The 15,736-nt window shown below is 71.8% G+C and carries 15 protein-coding genes; 5 read left to right on the forward strand and 10 right to left on the reverse strand.

Features of this window, described 5'->3' with window-relative positions; all coding sequences use genetic code 11:
• Positions 1-504: 504 nt before the first annotated feature.
• Positions 505-1,473, reverse strand: coding sequence for an Lrp/AsnC family transcriptional regulator (locus ETD85_RS49970; protein ID WP_138696899.1), 969 nt, complete (start codon positions 1,471-1,473; stop codon positions 505-507).
• A 127-nt stretch (positions 1,474-1,600) separates the two neighbouring features.
• Between ETD85_RS49970 and ETD85_RS49975 the strand changes: the two genes are divergently transcribed.
• Positions 1,601-3,004, forward strand: a complete 1,404-nt coding sequence (locus tag ETD85_RS49975) for an MFS transporter (protein WP_240779951.1) — start codon at positions 1,601-1,603, stop codon at positions 3,002-3,004.
• Positions 3,005-3,094: 90 nt separating this feature from the next.
• Here ETD85_RS49975 and ETD85_RS49980 read toward each other — a convergent pair whose 3' ends face one another.
• From ETD85_RS49980 to ETD85_RS50000, 5 genes are all read right to left on the reverse strand, one after another.
• On the reverse strand, positions 3,095-4,333 hold the full coding sequence (locus ETD85_RS49980; RefSeq protein WP_138696900.1) for an RNA polymerase sigma factor: 1,239 nt from the start codon (positions 4,331-4,333) through the stop codon (positions 3,095-3,097).
• On the reverse strand, positions 4,330-4,653 hold the full coding sequence (locus ETD85_RS49985; RefSeq protein ID WP_138696901.1) for a YciI family protein: 324 nt from the start codon (positions 4,651-4,653) through the stop codon (positions 4,330-4,332). Before ETD85_RS49985 ends, ETD85_RS49980 begins: the two co-directional genes overlap by 4 nt.
• Positions 4,654-4,705: 52 nt before the next feature.
• The gene (locus ETD85_RS49990; RefSeq protein WP_138696902.1) at positions 4,706-5,326 is read right to left on the reverse strand and encodes a dihydrofolate reductase family protein; all 621 of its coding nucleotides are present in this window, start codon (positions 5,324-5,326) and stop codon (positions 4,706-4,708) included.
• Positions 5,327-5,457: 131 nt separating this feature from the next.
• Positions 5,458-6,981, reverse strand: coding sequence for an ATP-dependent DNA ligase (locus ETD85_RS49995; protein ID WP_138696903.1), 1,524 nt, complete (start codon positions 6,979-6,981; stop codon positions 5,458-5,460).
• Positions 6,982-7,234: 253 nt separating this feature from the next.
• A complete protein-coding gene (locus ETD85_RS50000) occupies positions 7,235-7,609 on the reverse strand; it encodes an FKBP-type peptidyl-prolyl cis-trans isomerase (RefSeq protein WP_138696904.1) in 375 nt (124 codons plus the stop codon).
• 67 nt (positions 7,610-7,676) lie between these two features.
• Between ETD85_RS50000 and ETD85_RS50005 the strand changes: the two genes are divergently transcribed.
• Positions 7,677-8,432 (forward strand): SDR family NAD(P)-dependent oxidoreductase, encoded by a 756-nt coding sequence (locus ETD85_RS50005; RefSeq protein ID WP_138696905.1) that lies wholly within the window; start codon positions 7,677-7,679, stop codon positions 8,430-8,432.
• A gap of 51 nt (positions 8,433-8,483) precedes the next feature.
• Here the strand turns inward: ETD85_RS50005 and ETD85_RS50010 are convergent, their stop codons facing one another.
• Positions 8,484-9,923: a GuaB1 family IMP dehydrogenase-related protein gene (locus ETD85_RS50010; protein WP_138696906.1), complete on the reverse strand. Its 1,440-nt coding sequence runs from the start codon at positions 9,921-9,923 to the stop codon at positions 8,484-8,486.
• Between the two features lie 98 nt (positions 9,924-10,021).
• On the opposite strand from ETD85_RS50010, the gene ETD85_RS50015 reads away from it, so the two are divergent.
• Entirely contained in the window at positions 10,022-10,474 is a 453-nt protein-coding gene (locus tag ETD85_RS50015; RefSeq protein ID WP_138696907.1) for a GyrI-like domain-containing protein, read from the forward strand.
• 55 nt (positions 10,475-10,529) lie between these two features.
• Here the strand turns inward: ETD85_RS50015 and ETD85_RS50020 are convergent, their stop codons facing one another.
• The gene (locus tag ETD85_RS50020) at positions 10,530-11,048 is read right to left on the reverse strand and encodes a TetR/AcrR family transcriptional regulator (RefSeq protein ID WP_138696908.1); all 519 of its coding nucleotides are present in this window, start codon (positions 11,046-11,048) and stop codon (positions 10,530-10,532) included.
• A 78-nt stretch (positions 11,049-11,126) separates the two neighbouring features.
• Between ETD85_RS50020 and ETD85_RS50025 the strand changes: the two genes are divergently transcribed.
• A complete protein-coding gene (locus tag ETD85_RS50025) occupies positions 11,127-12,380 on the forward strand; it encodes an FAD-dependent monooxygenase (RefSeq protein ID WP_138696909.1) in 1,254 nt (417 codons plus the stop codon).
• On the opposite strand, the gene ETD85_RS50030 is transcribed toward ETD85_RS50025, so the two are convergent.
• Entirely contained in the window at positions 12,337-13,515 is a 1,179-nt protein-coding gene (locus ETD85_RS50030; protein ID WP_138696910.1) for a cytochrome P450, read from the reverse strand. The two genes, ETD85_RS50025 and ETD85_RS50030, sit on opposite strands and share 44 nt — an antisense overlap.
• On the reverse strand, positions 13,512-14,633 hold the full coding sequence (locus tag ETD85_RS50035; RefSeq protein ID WP_138696911.1) for a CaiB/BaiF CoA transferase family protein: 1,122 nt from the start codon (positions 14,631-14,633) through the stop codon (positions 13,512-13,514). Before ETD85_RS50035 ends, ETD85_RS50030 begins: the two co-directional genes overlap by 4 nt.
• A gap of 188 nt (positions 14,634-14,821) precedes the next feature.
• Here ETD85_RS50035 and ETD85_RS50040 point away from each other — a divergent pair.
• On the forward strand, positions 14,822-15,736 hold a 915-nt coding region (locus ETD85_RS50040), incomplete at its 3' end, for a serine/threonine-protein kinase (protein WP_138696912.1).

Consider the following 15,736-nt stretch of genomic DNA (forward strand, 5'->3'; position numbering starts at 1 on the left):
GGTGGGCGGCGTTTCCGTGGCCGATCCGTCGGCGGGGTGGGGATCCCGCGCGGTGAAGAAGAACATAAGGGACAAACGGCAGGTAAAGACAACTTAATGGGACATATAGTGATATATGTCACTTATGCCGCATGTTTGCCGGGAAGGGCTGAGCGTACGCCGAGGATCTTCTGATTTCCGGCGAACGGGAAAACGCCCGAAGCGCGGCAAGATCGGCGGCAGGGGCGGCAGCGGCGGCGGCGGCAGGGGCGGCGGCGGCAGGGGCGGCGCGGCGCTCACGCTGCTGCGCCGGCACGGTGGCCGGGTGCGACGGCCAGTCAAACGTCAGGCGCAAGGCGGTCCCGCGCGGGCAGCGGCTGGTGGTGGCTGCCCGGTGAACGCTGGGGGATGACCACCTGTGGCGGGCGCGGCGTAGCCCTCGGGTCCCGTGATGACCGCTCCTGTGCGCTCGGCGGCCGGAAGGCTCGCCAGCGGTCATCCTGCTGTCCAGCGCTCCGCCGGAAGTCAGCGACCGACGACCATGGTCATCGGAGCGGTCGCCTTGACGGTTCGGAGCACGGGAGCGGTCTCGATCGTGTGGATGCCCCCGACCGAGCCGAGCCCCTGGGTCAGGTAGCGGTGCAAGGCGGCCGGATCGGTGCACAGCGCGTTGGCCGTCAGGTTGGTTGAGCCGGTGGTGGCGGCGACGAAGGCCAGCTCGGCGTGGCCGGCCAGGGTGGTGGCGACCCGGTCCAGGTGCGCCGGGGCGACCGACATCCACAGCAGGGCCTGGACGGCGATGCCGAGCGCCGCCGCGTCGAGCTCGATGTCGAAGAAGAGCGCGCCGCTGGCCCGCAGGTCGCCAACGCGGCGCGCGACGGTGGCCGCCGACCAGCCGGTGGCCTTTGCCAGGTCGCCCTGGCTGGCCCGGCCGTCGTGGCGGAGCGCGGCCAGCAGGGCGGCGTCGGAGCGGGTCACGGCGTGCCGCTCGCCGCGGGGCTGGACGGCGGGCTCCAGCAGCCGTTGCTGCCGTTCGTCCAGCACGTTCGGGCGTCCGCGCCAGGCGGCGGGACCGCCGCGGTAGGTGTGCAGCAGGCAGTGCGCGGAAACCGCGGTGATGCCCGCGGTGCGCGGGATGTCGTGCAGGAGCAGCGAGCGGTCGGGCTGATGGTCCGGGGTGGTGACGATCGTGAAGATCTCGGTGCCGCCGGAGATGAGCTTGACCCACGACGTGTCGGCCCGCCGCGCGAGGGCCCGGGCGAGGTTCTGGGCGCTGTGCGGGGCGGCGGTCAGACGCAGCATCCACTGCGCCTGACCGGAGTGTCGGGTGTCAGGGAGGCCCACGACGCGCAGCGCGACCTCGGCGGTCAGCCGCCGGTAGCGGCGGGTCACGGTCTGGGTCGAGACGCCGAGTACGGAGGCGATCCTGCTGAAGGGCGCGCGGCCGTCGATGTGCAGCGCATGGATCAGACCCCGGTCGACGTCGTCAAGCACGTGATATTTCCTCACTTTTCGACCCTTGGTGGAAAGTATCGCCTGCCTTCCCGCCAAGAGTGGAACCGGCCGCGCTCCCGCCCGCAGGATCGACCGCGACGAACGGCCCTGCTGGAGGGAGCATTCTGTGCTGACGAGCCCGACGTCGGCCCACCGGTGGCGGTGGGTCGCGCTGGCAGCGCTGCTGGCCGCCGAGGCGATGAACCTGCTCGACGCGACGATCGTCCAGGTCGCGGCGCCGGTCATCCACGCCGACCTCGCCGGTCCCGCGTCCGACATCCAGTGGTTCGGGGCCGCGTACACGCTGCCGTTCGCGGTGCTGCTGATCACCGGCGGGCGGCTCGGCGACATCGCGGGGCGCGGCCGGGTCTTCCGGGCCGGCGTCGCCGGATTCGTGATCGCCTCGCTGGTCTGCGCGCTGAGCGGGTCCGCCGGGATGCTGATCGCCGCGCGGGCGGTGCAGGGGGCTACGGCGGCGCTGATCATTCCGCAGACCCTCGGGTTGATCCGCGCCATGTTCGACGGCGCGGAGCTGCCCAGGGCGCTGGGCAGCATCGGCCCGGTCATGGGCCTGTCGGCGGTCTGCGGCCCCGTGCTGGGCGGCTTCCTCACCCACGCCGACCTGCTCGGCTCGTCATGGCGGTCCGTCTTTCTCGTGAACGTCCCGCTCGGCCTGGCGGTCCTCGCACTCGCGCCGCTGCTGCGCGAGGACCGCGCCGCCCACCCTCCACGCCTCGATCTGCCCGGCACCGCGCTGGCGACCCTCGGCACGGGCCTGCTGGTCTACCCGCTCATCGAGGGCGACGCGGCCGGGTGGCCCGCCTGGACCTGGATCGCGCTCGCCGGTGGCGTGGCGGTGCTGGTGGCGTTCTGGCTCCAGCAGCGCGGACGGTCACGGCGAGGGCGAGCGGCGCTGGTCGAGCCCAGCCTGTTCGGCAACCGCGGTTTCCCGGCCGCGCTGGTGAGCTCCACGCTGTTCTTCGCGGTGATGAACGGCGTGATGCTGACCGTCGTCCTGCACGCGCAGCTCACCCGCCATGCCGACGTCCTGACCTCGGGCCTCACGCTGCTGCCCTGGTCGTGCGGGATGGCGGTCTCCTCGTGGGTGTCGGGTGCCTGTCTGTTCCCACGGATCGGGGCGAAACTCATGTTCGGCGGGCTCACCGCGCTGCTGGCGGGGACCCTGCTCCTCATCGCCGCCTACGCCGCCGAGCCCGCTCACCCGTGGGCGGCCGGACTCGCGCTGGCGCTGGGCGGGCTCGGGCTGGGGATGTTCACCACGCCGTTCTTCAGCACCGCGCTCGAACGCGTCCGCCCGCACGAGACCGGCTCGGCCGCCGGGCTGCTCAACGCCGTTCAGCAGCTCGGCGGCACGCTCGGCATCGCCCTGCTCGGCACGCTGTTCCTCCGTACGGGCGCGGCATCCACCGCTCTGTGGGCCGCCGCCGCGCTCCTGATCGCCAACGGCCTGGCCACCGCATTCATGATCGGTGCGACGGTCCCGCGCCGCCGCGGCCGGGCGGGTCGGTGAGGATCTGGCCGGCATCGGCCATGTCCCGGGCGAACCGGTCGAGCTCGGTCACCATGACGCCGCCTCCCGTGCGAGAAGTGTCCGTGGGCGCTACCGCAGCTGGTCGCGGCGGCGGGTCAGGGAGGCGGTCTCGGCGGTGTTGCCCGCGAGCTCGATGGCTCTGTCGTAGGCCGCCCGCGACTCCTGGCTACGGCCCAGCCGGCGCAGCAGGTCGGCGCGGGTGGCGTGGTAGGCGTGATAGCCGGCCAGACTGTCCGCAAGACGGTCGACATCCGCCAGCGCCACCTGCGGGCCGTCGAGCTCGGCGACCGCGATGGCCCGGTTGAGCGCGACGACCGGCGAGGGGTCGAGGCAGGCGAGCTGGTCGTAGAGGGCGAGGACCTGCGACCAGTCGGTGTCGCGCATGTCGCGGGCGGAGGTGTGCACGGCGTTGATCGCCGCGAGGATCTGGTAGCGGCCCGGGGCCACCCCGGCGGCGGCAGCGGCGAGGCGCTCGCGCACCAGCCGGTGGCCCTCGGCGATCAGCGTCGCGTCCCAGGCCCTGCGGTCCTGCTCGTCGAGGGTGATCAGCTCGCCACTGGCCGAGACCCGGGCGGGGCGGCGGGCCTCGATGAGGAGCATCAGCGCCAGCAGCCCGGCCGCCTCACCGTCGTCCGGCAGGAGGGCGCGGATCAGGCGGGTGAGCCGGATCGCCTCGGCGGTCAGGTGGTGGCGTACGGGATCGGTGCCGGGGCCGGTGGCCAGGTAGCCCTCGTTGAACACGAGGTAGAGGACGGCGAGGACGCCCGAGACGCGCGCCGGGAGATCCTCCGCCGAAGGCACTCGGTAGGGGATGCGCGCCGCCTTGATCTTGGCCTTCGCGCGGGTGATCCGCTGCCCCATGGCGCTCTCGGCCACCAGGAAGGCGCGGGCGATCTCGGGCATGGTCAGGCCGGCGACCATGCGCAGCGTCAGCGCCACGCGGGCCTCCATCGCCAGCGCGGGATGACAGCAAGTGAAGATCAGCCGGAGCCGGTCGTCGTCGATGGCGCCGAGAGGCTCGGGCGGGTCGTCGTATGACATCTGAGCCTTCCGGTGCTTGTCGTCGCGCTTGTTCTCGCGCCGGAGCCGGTCGATGGCCTGGTGGTTGGCGGTGATGGTCAGCCAGGCGCCCGGGTTGGGCGGTACGCCGTCGGCCGGCCACCGCTGGACGGCGATCGCGAACGCCTCGGCCGCCGCCTCCTCGGCGAGGTCGAGGTCGCCGAAGCGCCTGGTGAGGGAGGCGACCACCCGGGCCCACTCCTCGTGGTGGGCCTGGGTGATCGCCGCACCGACGTCGGTCCTGTTCACCGGAACGCTCGCACCTCGACCTTCCGGTTGCAGGCCCTCGACCCCTCGGTGGCCAGCTCGATCGCCACGTCGAGGCCGGCTGCCTCGATGATCCAGAAGCCGGCGAGGAACTCCTTCGACTCCAGGAAGGGCCCGTCGGTGACCATCGCCTCCCCACTCCGGTTGTCGATGACGGTGGACGTGTCGGGCGAGGCGAGGCCACCGGCGAAGACCCAGTGGCCCTCGGCCTGGAGCCGGTCGTTGAACACGTCGATCGCCGCGTGCTCGTCCGGGGTGGCGAGGCCGGCCTGGTCGTGGATCACGGAGATCAGGTACCGCATCTGAGGATCATCCCCTGTGGTGTCAGGACAGCGTGGTGTGCCGGTCAAGTGCTCAAGCCCGCGCGTACCGCGGGCGCCCGGCCGGCCGGTAGCGCTGGATCGTCACGCCCTTGGCGTCGATTCGCGACTCGACCAGGTCGAGCGCGAGATCCGGGCCGGTCGCCGGGAACAGTCGCGCGCCCTGGCCGAGGATCACCGGGACCACGATCAGAGTGATCTCGTCGACCAGATCGTTCGCCAGCAGCCACCGGGTCAGGGTGCCACTGCCGTGCACCTGCAGCTCACCGCCTGGCCGGGCCTTCAGATCCGCGATGGCGGTCGCGAGGTCGTCGGGCAGGACGGTGGTGCCCGGCCACGCCGGATCGGTGAGCGTGGTCGATGCCACGTACTTGGGCCGTGTGTTCAATGCCCGCCTGACGGGCTCCCAGCCGGGGACGTCCTCGTCCGTCCAGGACCCCCACGCGCCGGCGAACAGCTCGTAGGTGCGCCGGCCGAACAGGAACGCGTCGGCGCGGTGGTAGGTCTGGTTGATGAACGCGTGGGTCTCGTCGTCGCCCATGCCCAGGGCCCAGCCGCCGCGCTCGAATCCGTTCCTGCGGTCCTCGTCCGACGCGCCGCCGTTTCCCTGCATCACTCCGTCGATGGTGACCTGAGTCATGGTGGTCAGCTTCATGTTCGCGGTTCCCTTACGTGGCGCCGCCCCTTGCGGGCGGCCTCACCCCTGCTACGAACGCCACCGCTCCGATCCGACACCATCTCCGGATTTCTTTTCCGAGCTTTCCGGGACGCCGGTCGCCAGGGCTCTCACAGCATGAGCGAGCGAACCGTCTCCACCGTGTCGGCGTCCTCGACCCGCTTGTCGGGGCGGTAGCGCAGCACCCGGGCGAAGCGCAGGGCCATGCCCCCGGGATAGCGCGGCGAGCGCTGGACCCCGTCGAAGGCGATCTCCACGACCAGCTCAGGCCGCAGCGTGACCGTCCATTCGTCGGTCGGGCCCTCGGCCAGCTCCAGGAAGCGCTCGGTCTGCCAGGCCAGCAGCTCGTCCGTCAGGCCCTTGAACGTCTTGCCGAGCATCACGAACCCGCCCTCGGGGTCGCGCGCGCCTAGGTGGAGGTTGGAGAGCTTGCCTTCGCGGCGGCCGTGGCCCCACTCGGCCGCCAGGACCACCAGGTCGAGCGTGTGCCGGGGCTTGACCTTGATCCAGCCCGCGCCCCGGCGGCCCGCGGCGTAGGGGGAGACCAGGGACTTGACCACCAGGCCCTCGTGGCCCGCCTTCACCACGTCGGTGAAGAACTTTTCCGCCTCCGCCACATCCCCCGTGATCAGCCGGGGAGTCAGCAGGCCGTGGGGGACCGCGCCCGTCAGCGCCTCCTGGCGGCGCGTGTAGGGCAGGTCGAGCAGGTCTTCGCCGTCGGCGCGCAGGGCGTCGAAGAAGAACACGCTCAGCGGCGTCTGCTCGCGGAGCTGGGCGACGTTGAGCTTGCTGCTCACCCGGCTCGCCGTCACCTGGAACGGATGCGGGCGGCCGTCGGGACGCAGGGCGAGCACCTCGCCGTCGAGCACGAGATCGGCCGACGGCATCTCCAGCAGCGCCTCCACCACCTCGGGCACCTGCGGCGTGATGTCGTCGAGCGTACGGGTGAAGACCCGCACCTCCGAGCCCGAGCGATGGGCCTGCACGCGTACGCCGTCGAGCTTCCACTCCAGCGCCGCGGGCGCGCCCGCCTTCTCCAGCGCGGCGGCGACATTGGGGGCGCTGCCCGCCAGCATGGGGGAGACCGCCCGGCCCACCTCCAGCCGGAACGCGTGCAGCGCCTCGACCCCTCCGGCCAGCGCGCCGGCCCCGACGGCGGGCAGCCAGCCGCGCAGCGTGAGCGCGCGCCGGACGTCGGCCGACGGCGCGCCGGACGCCTTGGCCACCGCCTCGATCATGACCCCGTCGAGCGCGCCCTGGCGCAGCTCGCCGTGCAGCAACCGGCGGATGAACTGCTGCTCCTGGCTCGTCAGCCCGGCGAACAGCTCGGCCACCAGGGCCTTGCGCGCCGACTGCGAGCCCGGCCCGGAGACGGCCTTGATCCGGGACAGCAGCGCGTCGACGCCGGTCAGGGTGGCGGTGGCGGCCAGCTTGGGCTGCGGGAGATCCTCCAGCGTGCGCCAGCCCACGCCGACCTGCCGCTGGGGCAGCTCGCCCGAGAGGTAGGAGATCGCGATCTCCGCCTCATCCGGGCCGACCCGGCCAAGCAGCTCCGCCAGATGGCCGATCTTGCCGAGCCTGGCGGACGTGCGCGTCACCGCCTCGGACACCCGGACCACGTCGATCAGAAGCACACGCCTATGGTGCCTCACGCGGCCGACATTTCCCCACCCGGTATCGGACGAGTGTGTCGCAGCCGGGGCGCGGCCGGAAGCTTTGGTACGGCAGGCCGGCCGGAAGTCTTGGTGCGGCAGGCGCGGCCGGGAGCGGTGGTGGAGTGGTGCGGTGGGAAGCCGGGCGGGGCGCCGCGGCCCGCTGCGTGAGCGGTCCGCGGCACCGCGCGGTGTATCGGCTGACGCCGTGCGAGGTCGGAGACCAGGCGGTGGGTCAGCTGACGCCCAGCAGGTCGACGACGAAGATGAGCGTCTCGTTCGGCTTGATGCGGGCGCCGGCCCCACGGCTGCCGTAACCGAGGTGCGGCGGGATGACCAGCTTGCGCCGGCCGCCGACCTTCATGCCCGCGACCCCCTGGTCCCAGCCGGCGATGACGCGGCCGCCACCGAGGGGGAACTCGAACGCATCGCCGCGGTTCCACGACGCGTCGAACTCCTCCCCGGTCGAGAACGCCACGCCGACGTAGTGGACGCGTACGTTCTGGCCGGGCTTGGCCTCCGGGCCGTCGCCCACGGTCAGGTCGACGATCTCCAGGTCAGCGGGCGGGTTGCCCCCCGGGAAGTCGATCTCGGGCTTTTCGAGTGCCACGAAGTGCTCCTGTTGACGATAGGAATGGACCCGACGACTCTATGCGGTCGGGATATCGTCATCGTTCATGGCCGCCCTTTCTCCCGACGCGATCTTGCTGACCGGGCGCGTAGCCGTCGTCACCGGAGCGGCCCGGGGCATCGGGCTGGCGATCGCGGAGGCGTTCGCCGCGTTCGGCGCCCACGTCGCCGTCTGCGACCGCGACAAGCCCAGCGCCGAGCTGGCGATGACGCTCGACGTGCGCGACCACGTGGCCGTCGAGCTGTTCGCCCAGGCCGTACGCGAGCGCTGGGGCCGCGTGGACATCCTGGTGAACAACGCCGGCGGCACCTTCCACGCCGCGTTCGAGCAGACCTCGCCGCGCGGCGAGCAGATCCTCATCGAGGAGAACTTCACGCAGGTCACCGGCATGACCAGGTGCATGCTGCCGATGATGGGCACCGGCGCCTCGATCATCAACGTGACCTCCAGCGAGGCGCACCAGGCCGCGCCGGGCTTCGCCCTGTACGCCGCCATGAAGGCCGCGCTGGAGAGCATGACCAAGTCGCTGTCGCTGGAGCTCGCTCCCCGGGGCATCAGGGTCAACGCGATCGCGCCCGACGCGCTGCAGACGGCCGGCGAGTCGGGCGTGCGCGAGCGGATGCTGGCCCGCCCCCTGCCTTACGACCCGGTACGCACGCCGCCGCTCGGCCACCTCGGCCTGCCCGCCGACGCGGCGGGGGCGGCCGTGTTCCTGGCCGGCGACCTGGCCAGGTTCGTCACGGGGACGACGGTGCACGTGGACGGGGGAATCCACGCCGCGGGCGGCTGGCGGCGCGTCTGACCGCCGTCGAGCACGAAGGGCCGTCAACGAGCACGAAGGGAGCAGTGAGCGTCACCAGCTCTGGTGCAAGGGCATGCCTTCCGCGTAGCCGGACGAGCTCTGGACCCCGACGACCGCCTGCGCGTGGAACTCCTCCAGGTTCCCCGCCCCCGCGTACGTGCACGACGAGCGCAGCCCGGCCACGATCCAGTCGATCTGGTCCTCCACGCTGGGCCGCTTCGGATCGAGATACATCCTGGAGGTCGAGATCCCCTCCTCGAACAGCGCCTTCCTGGCCCGGTCGAACGCCGAGTCCTCCGCCGTCCGCAGCCGCACGGCCCGCGCCGAGGCCATGCCGAAGTTCTCCTTGTACTTACGGCCGTTCGCGTCGGTGTGGGTGTCGCCGGGCGACTCGTACGTGCCGGCGAACCACGACCCGATCATCACGTTCGAGGCCCCGGCGGCCAGCGCCAGCGCCACGTCGCGCGGGTGGCGAACGCCGCCGTCCGCCCACACGTGCCGTCCCAGGCGGCGGGCCTCGGCCGAGCACTCCAGCACGGCGGAGAACTGCGGCCGGCCCACCCCGGTCATCATGCGGGTGGTGCACATGGCCCCCGGCCCCACGCCGACCTTGACGATGTCGGCCCCGGCGTCCACCAGGTCGCGCACGCCGGCCGCGGTCACCACGTTGCCCGCCGCGACGGGCACCCCCGGGTCGAGGGCTCTGACGGCGTGCAGGGCGGAGATCATCTTCTCCTGGTGGCCGTGCGCGGTGTCCACGACCAGGCAGTCGACCCCGGCCTCCAGCAGCTCCTTGGCCTTGGCCGGCACGTCGCCGTTCACGCCCACCGCCGCCGCGATGCGCAGCCGCCCCTCGGCGTCGAGCGCGGGCTGGTAGAGGGTGGCGCGCAGAGCGCCCGTACGGGTGAGGATGCCCACGAGCCGCCGCCCGTCGTCCACGATGGGCGCCAGCCGGTGCCGCCCCTCGTGCAGCCGCTCGAAGGCCGTGCGCGGGTCGAGCCCGGCGGGCAGCGTGAGCAGCTCGCTGGACATGACGTAGGAGAGCTGCGTGAACATGTCCACGCCCTGGCAGTCGGCCTCGGTCACCACGCCGACGGGCCGGTTCTCCCAGTCGACCACGATGACCGCGCCGTGCGCCCGCTTGGGCAGCAGTTGCAGCGCCTCCCCGACGGTGTCGTGCGGGGTGAGGGTCAGGGGCGTGTCGTGCACGAGGTCGCGCTTCTTGACCCAGTCGACGACGTTCGCCACCACGTCCAGCGGGATGTCCTGCGGGATGACGGTGATGCCGCCCCGCCGTGCCACGGTCTCGGCCATGCGGCGGCCGGCGACCGCGGTCATGTTCGCGACGACGATGGGGATGGTGGTGCCCGTGCCGTCGTTCGTCGAAAGGTCGACTCCGAGCCGGGAACCGACCGAAGAGCGCGACGGCACCATGAAAACGTCGCTATAGGTCAAATCGAAGTGAGGCTCGAGGTCATTAAGAAACTTCACGTTCATCCATCTTATGTCGGGACATCGTCATCAAGGGGTTTCCCCCTTTCTCGTGGGCTTATGATCGGCCGGGACACTTTTGGGGGAGGGGAGGGCCTGTGGACGTAACTGACCGGGCCGAGCTGATCGTGGTCGGCTTCGCCGTACGCACCACGAACGCCGACGAGATGGATCCGGCGCGGGCCAGACTGCCGGCGCTGTGGCAGCGGGTGGGCGTGCCGGGGGCTTTCGCGCACGTGCCAGGACGCGTCGACGAGAACCTCTACGCCGTGCTGACCGACTACGAGAGCGACCACAACGGGGCCTACACGCAGATCGTCGGGACCGGGGTGCGCACGGTGCCGCGCATCCCCGAGGGCATGGTGGCCGTACGCGTGCCGGCCGGCCAGGCGCTGCGGCTGGCGGTACGCGGCCAGATGCCGCAGGCCCTGGTCGAGGCGTGGCAGCAGGTGTGGAAGCACACCGAGTCGGGCGGGACGCCGTCGCGGGCGTTCACGACGGATCTCGAAGTGCACCACCGTGAGGGGGCGGACCTCTACATAGCCGTCTGAGTCAGAGCCCGAGCGCGGCGGCCGCCGCTCAGCGTCCGAGCGCGGCCGTCGCCGCTCAGAGTCCGAGCGCGGCGGCCGCCGCTTCGACGGCCGTCGGCTTGACGTCCTCCAGCGGGAGGTGCGCGTATTCGACCGCGCAGTCGGACATCCCGCCGAGCGCCACCGTGGCCCGGATGTGCTGGGCCTGCGTGAGCTCGGGCCCCAGCAGCAGCGTGATCACCTGGCGCCGCCACTCGAACATGCGCGTCCCCAGATCCAGCACGCCCAGCGTGGACAGCTCCCGCACCACCATGACGATCACCTCGCGGTGCCGCCAGATCAGGTCGAAATAGTCGTCGAGCAGCTCCCTGGCGTCGCCGGGCTGCCGCGTGCCCACGAACCGCTCGACGTCCTGCACCATCGGCTGGACGATGCTGCGCACCAGGTCGTCGCGCGAGGCGAAGTGGTAGTAGAGCGCGGGCTTGGTGATGCCCAGCCGGTCGGAGATCTGGCGCAGGCTCGTGTTCTGGACGCCCTGCTCGGCGAACAGTTCGCGGGCCACGGCCTGGATGCGGGCCTTCGTATCGCTGGGCATGATCCCAAGACTACCCCTTACCTATCGTTAAGTAAGATGCTAGCCTCCGACTTACCATCCGTTAAGTAAGGAGGGGTCATGCGGATCCTCATCTCGGGCGCGAGCATCGCCGGACCGGCCCTCGCGTACTGGCTCACCAGGTACGGCTTCTCCGTCACGGTCGTGGAGCGGGCTCCCGGGTTACGCAAGACGGGCGGCCACGCGGTCGACCTGTTCAGACCGGCGATGGACATCGTCGAGCAGATGGGCGTGCTGGAGCCGGTGCGGGCGAAGAAGACCGGCACCGAGTGGCTGACCATGCACAGGGAGGGCGCGCGCAAGCCCATCGAGCTGGAGCTGCGCCGCGTCATGGCCGCCGTGTCCGACCGGCACGTCGAGATCATGCGCGACGACCTCAGCGAGATCTTCCACGACGTCACCCGCGACGACGTGGAGTACGTCTTCGGCGACTCCATCGCCGCGATGCCGGAAAAGGGCTCAGGAGCGGTCGAGGTGCGCTTCGACAGCGGCCGGACGGAGACGTACGACCTGGTGGTCGGCGCCGACGGCCTGCACTCCAACGTCCGCCGCCTGGTCTTCGGCCCCGAGTCGCGCTTCACCACCTGGATCGGCGCCTACCTGGCCGTCGTCACGGTGCCGAACCACCTGGGGCTCGACGGCCGCATGGAGGGCATCGCCGGGGTCGGCAGGATGGCCGCCATGTACGGCGCCGCGGACATGGAGGACGCGCGGGCCGGGTTCTTCTTCAGGACGCTGGAGCCGCTCGTCTACCACCACAGGGACGTCGCCAGGCAGAAGGAGCTGCTGCGCGCCCGCTTCGAGGGCGTGGGCTGGCAGGTGCCGCGGCTCCTGGCGGAGCTGGACCAGGCGTCGGCGTTCTACTTCGACTCGATCACCCAGCTCCGCCTGGACACCTGGTCGCGCGGCCGGGTGACGCTGGTGGGCGACGCCGGTTACTGCCCGGGCCCGGCGGTCGGGGGCAGCACGAGCCTGGCGGTCGTGGGGGCGTACATCCTCGCGGGCGAGCTGGCCGCGCACGGCGGGGACCACGCGCGGGCCTTCCCGGCCTACGAGGCCGAGATCGGCGACTACGTACGCCGCAGCCGCACGTTCGCCCTCGGCGCGGCCAAGCGCATCGTGCCGGGCACCCGGTTCGACCTGTGGGCGCTGGAACAGGGCGTACGGCTGATCAACCACCTGCCGGTCACGCTCACCAGGGCCGCCTCGAAGATCAGCAGCAAGGGCGTGCGCCTGCACGACTCGATCGCGCTGAAGGACTACTCGGCCTTCAGCGCCGCCGGAGCACGATCGGGAAGGACGTCACGCCCCTGACGAAGGCGTTGGGCAGGATGCGCGGGCCTTCCCGGTCCGCGTAGCCGGCCGAGTCCACCCGGTCCAGCCACTCCTCGAAGAAGATCCGCAGCTCCAGCCGGGCCAGCGCCGCCCCCAGGCAGAAGTGGGCGCCGTGGCCGAACGCGATGTGCCCGCCCGGCCTGCGGGTCACGTCGAAGACCTCCGGCCGATCGAACACCTCGGGATCGCGGTTCGCCGCCCCGTACATGAGCAGGACCTGCTGCCCTTCCGCGATCCGCTGCCCGTGCAGCGTGGTGTCGCGGGTGGCGGCGCGGCACATGTTGAGTATCGGCGTGGTCCACCTGATGAACTCCTCCACCGCCCCCTCCATCAGCCCCTTGTCCGCGCGCAGCAGCCGCCACTGGTCGGGATGGCGGATCAGTGCGTCGATGGCGGTGGCGATGACCGTCCTGGTGGTCTCCGCGCCGCCGTCGAGCAGCAGCAGCGCGTCGTTCGCCAGGCGGTCGTCGTCGTAGCCGGGGCTGGCGCACCACAGGGACAGCAGGTCGTCGCGCGGGTGGGCGCGGCGCTCCGCGGCCAGCGCCAGCACGGCCTCGCCGTACTCGCCGGCCGCCACGGCGGCCTCGTGGGTGACGTAGCGCAGGCCGCCACCGGCCACGATCGTGGTCTCCGACCAGTGCTTGAGCTTCGGCCAGTCCTCGTCGGGGAAGCCCAGCAGCCAGCCGATCATGCGGGCCGGCAGCGGCGCGGCCAGCTCGGGCACCGCGTCCACCGTGCCCTGCTCCAGCGCCCGTTCGAGCTGCTCGACGACGACCTCGCGGACGCGGGCGGCGTAGCGCTCGTGCACGTGGCGCGGCGTGAAGCGGCGGTAGACCAGGCGGCGGCGCTCAGCGTGCTCGGGGTCGTCCAGGCCGATCATCGACGGCTCGGATGGCAGCTGCGGGCGGTAGCCGACGGTGCTGGTCCACAGCTTGGGGTCGCGCTCGATGGCCGCGATGTCGGCGTGGCGGGAGATGCCCCACAGGCCGTTGGCCGCGTCGTAGTAGGCCGGCGCGTGCTCGCGCAGCCACGCGTACACGGGGCCAGGGTCGCCGGCGTACAGGTCGCCGTCGAGCAGATCGAGCGGGTCGGGTAAGCCGGACGGGTCGTTCATGCGAGCACCCCTTGGCTGCGCAGCTTGTCCGCCTCCTCCTGCGACAGGCCCCAGGAGGACAGGTCGGCCAGGCGGGTGGCGGGGGAGAGGTCCTGCGCGGGCACGCCGAGCAGGCGGGGCGCGGGCAGCGGCTGGGCGAGGCCACCGACCTCGGTGAAGCTGCCGCGGGCGACGTTGTGCGGGTGGGTGGCGGCCTCGGCCATGGACAGCACGGGGGAGACGCAGGCGTCGGAGCCGTCGAAGAGCGCCTCCCACTCGGCCCGCGTCCTGCTCTTGAACTCCTCGGTCAGCCGGGCCTTCAGCGCCGGCCACTGGCTCCTGTCGTTCCTGTCGGGCAGGTCCTTCAGGTCCATGAGGGTCACCATGGCGTCCCAGAACTGGGGCTCCAGCGACCCGACGGCCAGGTAGCCGCCGTCCGCGGTCTCGTAGGTGTCGTACTGCGGGGCGCCGGTGTCCAGGAGGTTGGTGCCGCGCGGGCCCCAGTGGCCGCTCGCCGCGGCCTGGTAGAACATCGCGAACAGGGTCGCCGCCCCGTCCACCATGGCCGCGTCGATGACCCGGCCCTGGCCGGTCCGCTCCCGCTCGAACAGGGCCAGCAGCACCCCGTACGCGAGCATGAGCCCGCCGCCGGCGAAGTCGCCCAGGATGTTGATCGGCGGGGTCGGCTTGTCCCCGTCGCGGCCCAGCATGGACAGGATCCCGGACACGGCGATGTAGTCGATGTCGTGCCCGGCGGTGGCGGCGAGCGGGCCGTCCTGGCCCCAGCCGGTCATGCGGCCGTAGACGAGCCGCTCGTTGACCGCGTGCAGGTCGTCGGGGCCGATGCCGAGCCGCTCGGCCACGCCCGGCCGGAACACCTCGATGACCACGTCGGCGTGCCTGGCGAGCTCCTTGAAGGCGGCCACGCCCTCGGGGGACTTCAGGTCGAGCCCGATCGTGTGCTTGCCGCGGTCCATGACATCCGTGCGCGGCCGGTCGGAGACGGCGCCCACGCGGTCGATTCGCAGCACGTCAGCGCCGTGATCGGCTAGCATCATTCCCGCGAACGGCCCAGGAGCGAGCCCCGCGAGCTCCAGCACGCGCACACCTGACAGCGGACCCCGGCGAACTTCAGGCATGGACCTCTCCTCGATGTGGACCCTGCCTCAGTAGAACAACATTCGGTGACCTGTGGCAAGCGGCCTTCCCGACCTTCCGGCGAAGTTGTGGGAGGTATGGGAAACTTGCCCACTGTTCGGGTGGTCTACAGACAGCCGCGTTCAGCGTCTGTTTGCAGCAGGCGCTTGCGCCGCTACAGGGGTAGGACATGGTTTCGGATGGCAACCGGCTCATCGCAGGGCGCTACCAGTTAGTGCGCGAACTGGGCCGCGGGGGAATGGGCGTGGTCTGGGAAGGTGGCGACACCCTGCTCAACAGGCAGGTCGCCATCAAGGAAGTGCTGCTGCCCGACGGGCTGTCGCCGGGCGACCAGGAGCGGCAGCTCATGCGTACCGCCCGCGAGGCCCGCATGGCGGCCAAGCTCAACCACCCGTCGGTCGTCGCGGTCTACGACGTCGTCGAGGAGGGCGGCCGGCCCTGGATCGTGATGGAGCTGCTGCGCCACCCCTCCCTGGAGGAGGTCGTGCTCACCACGGGCGCCCTGCCGGTGCGGCAGGCGGCCGACGTGGGCAGGCAGGTGCTGTCCGCCCTGAAGGCCGCGCACGAGACCGGGATCCTGCACAGGGACGTCAAGCCCAGCAACATCCTGCTGGCCGACGACGGCCGGGCCGTGCTCACCGACTTCGGCATCGCCACGGCCGAGGGCGACGCGTCGCTCACCAGGACCGGCATGGTGACCGGCTCGCCGAGCTTCCTGGCTCCCGAGCGGGTGCGCGCGGCCGAGTCGGGACCGGCCTCGGACCTGTGGTCGCTGGGCGCCACGCTCTACGCCTGCATGGTCGGGCGCCCGCCGTTCGAGCGGGGCGAGCCCATGGCGACGCTCAACGCGCTGCTCACCGAGGAGCCCGACTACCGCAGGATCCCGCCGGCCATGCACCCGATCCTGCGCGGCCTGCTGCGCAAGGAGCCCGAGGAGCGGGTGACGGCGGAGGAGGCCGACCGGCTGCTCGCGGCCATCGTCGCGAGCCGGCCCGCCAACACGGATCTGGACGCGCCGGAGAAGAGGCCGGGCGGCGGCCGGGGACGGGCCCTGCTGGCGGCGGGGGCGGCGGCGGTCCTGGTG

The sequence above is a fragment of the Nonomuraea zeae genome (genome assembly GCF_005889725.1).
GTDB lineage: Bacteria > Actinomycetota > Actinomycetes > Streptosporangiales > Streptosporangiaceae > Nonomuraea > Nonomuraea zeae.

Coding starts and splice junctions, on each gene's coding strand:
- ETD85_RS50025 (WP_138696909.1), top strand. CDS start 11,127: ATGCGGATCCTCATCTCGGGCGCGAGCATCGCCGGACCGGCCCTCGCG.
- ETD85_RS49990 (WP_138696902.1), bottom strand. CDS start 5,326: ATGAAGCTGACCACCATGACTCAGGTCACCATCGACGGAGTGATGCAG.
- ETD85_RS49985 (WP_138696901.1), bottom strand. CDS start 4,653: ATGCGGTACCTGATCTCCGTGATCCACGACCAGGCCGGCCTCGCCACC.
- ETD85_RS50005 (WP_138696905.1), top strand. CDS start 7,677: ATGGCCGCCCTTTCTCCCGACGCGATCTTGCTGACCGGGCGCGTAGCC.
- ETD85_RS50035 (WP_138696911.1), bottom strand. CDS start 14,633: ATGCCTGAAGTTCGCCGGGGTCCGCTGTCAGGTGTGCGCGTGCTGGAG.
- ETD85_RS50030 (WP_138696910.1), bottom strand. CDS start 13,515: ATGAACGACCCGTCCGGCTTACCCGACCCGCTCGATCTGCTCGACGGC.
- ETD85_RS50020 (WP_138696908.1), bottom strand. CDS start 11,048: ATGCCCAGCGATACGAAGGCCCGCATCCAGGCCGTGGCCCGCGAACTG.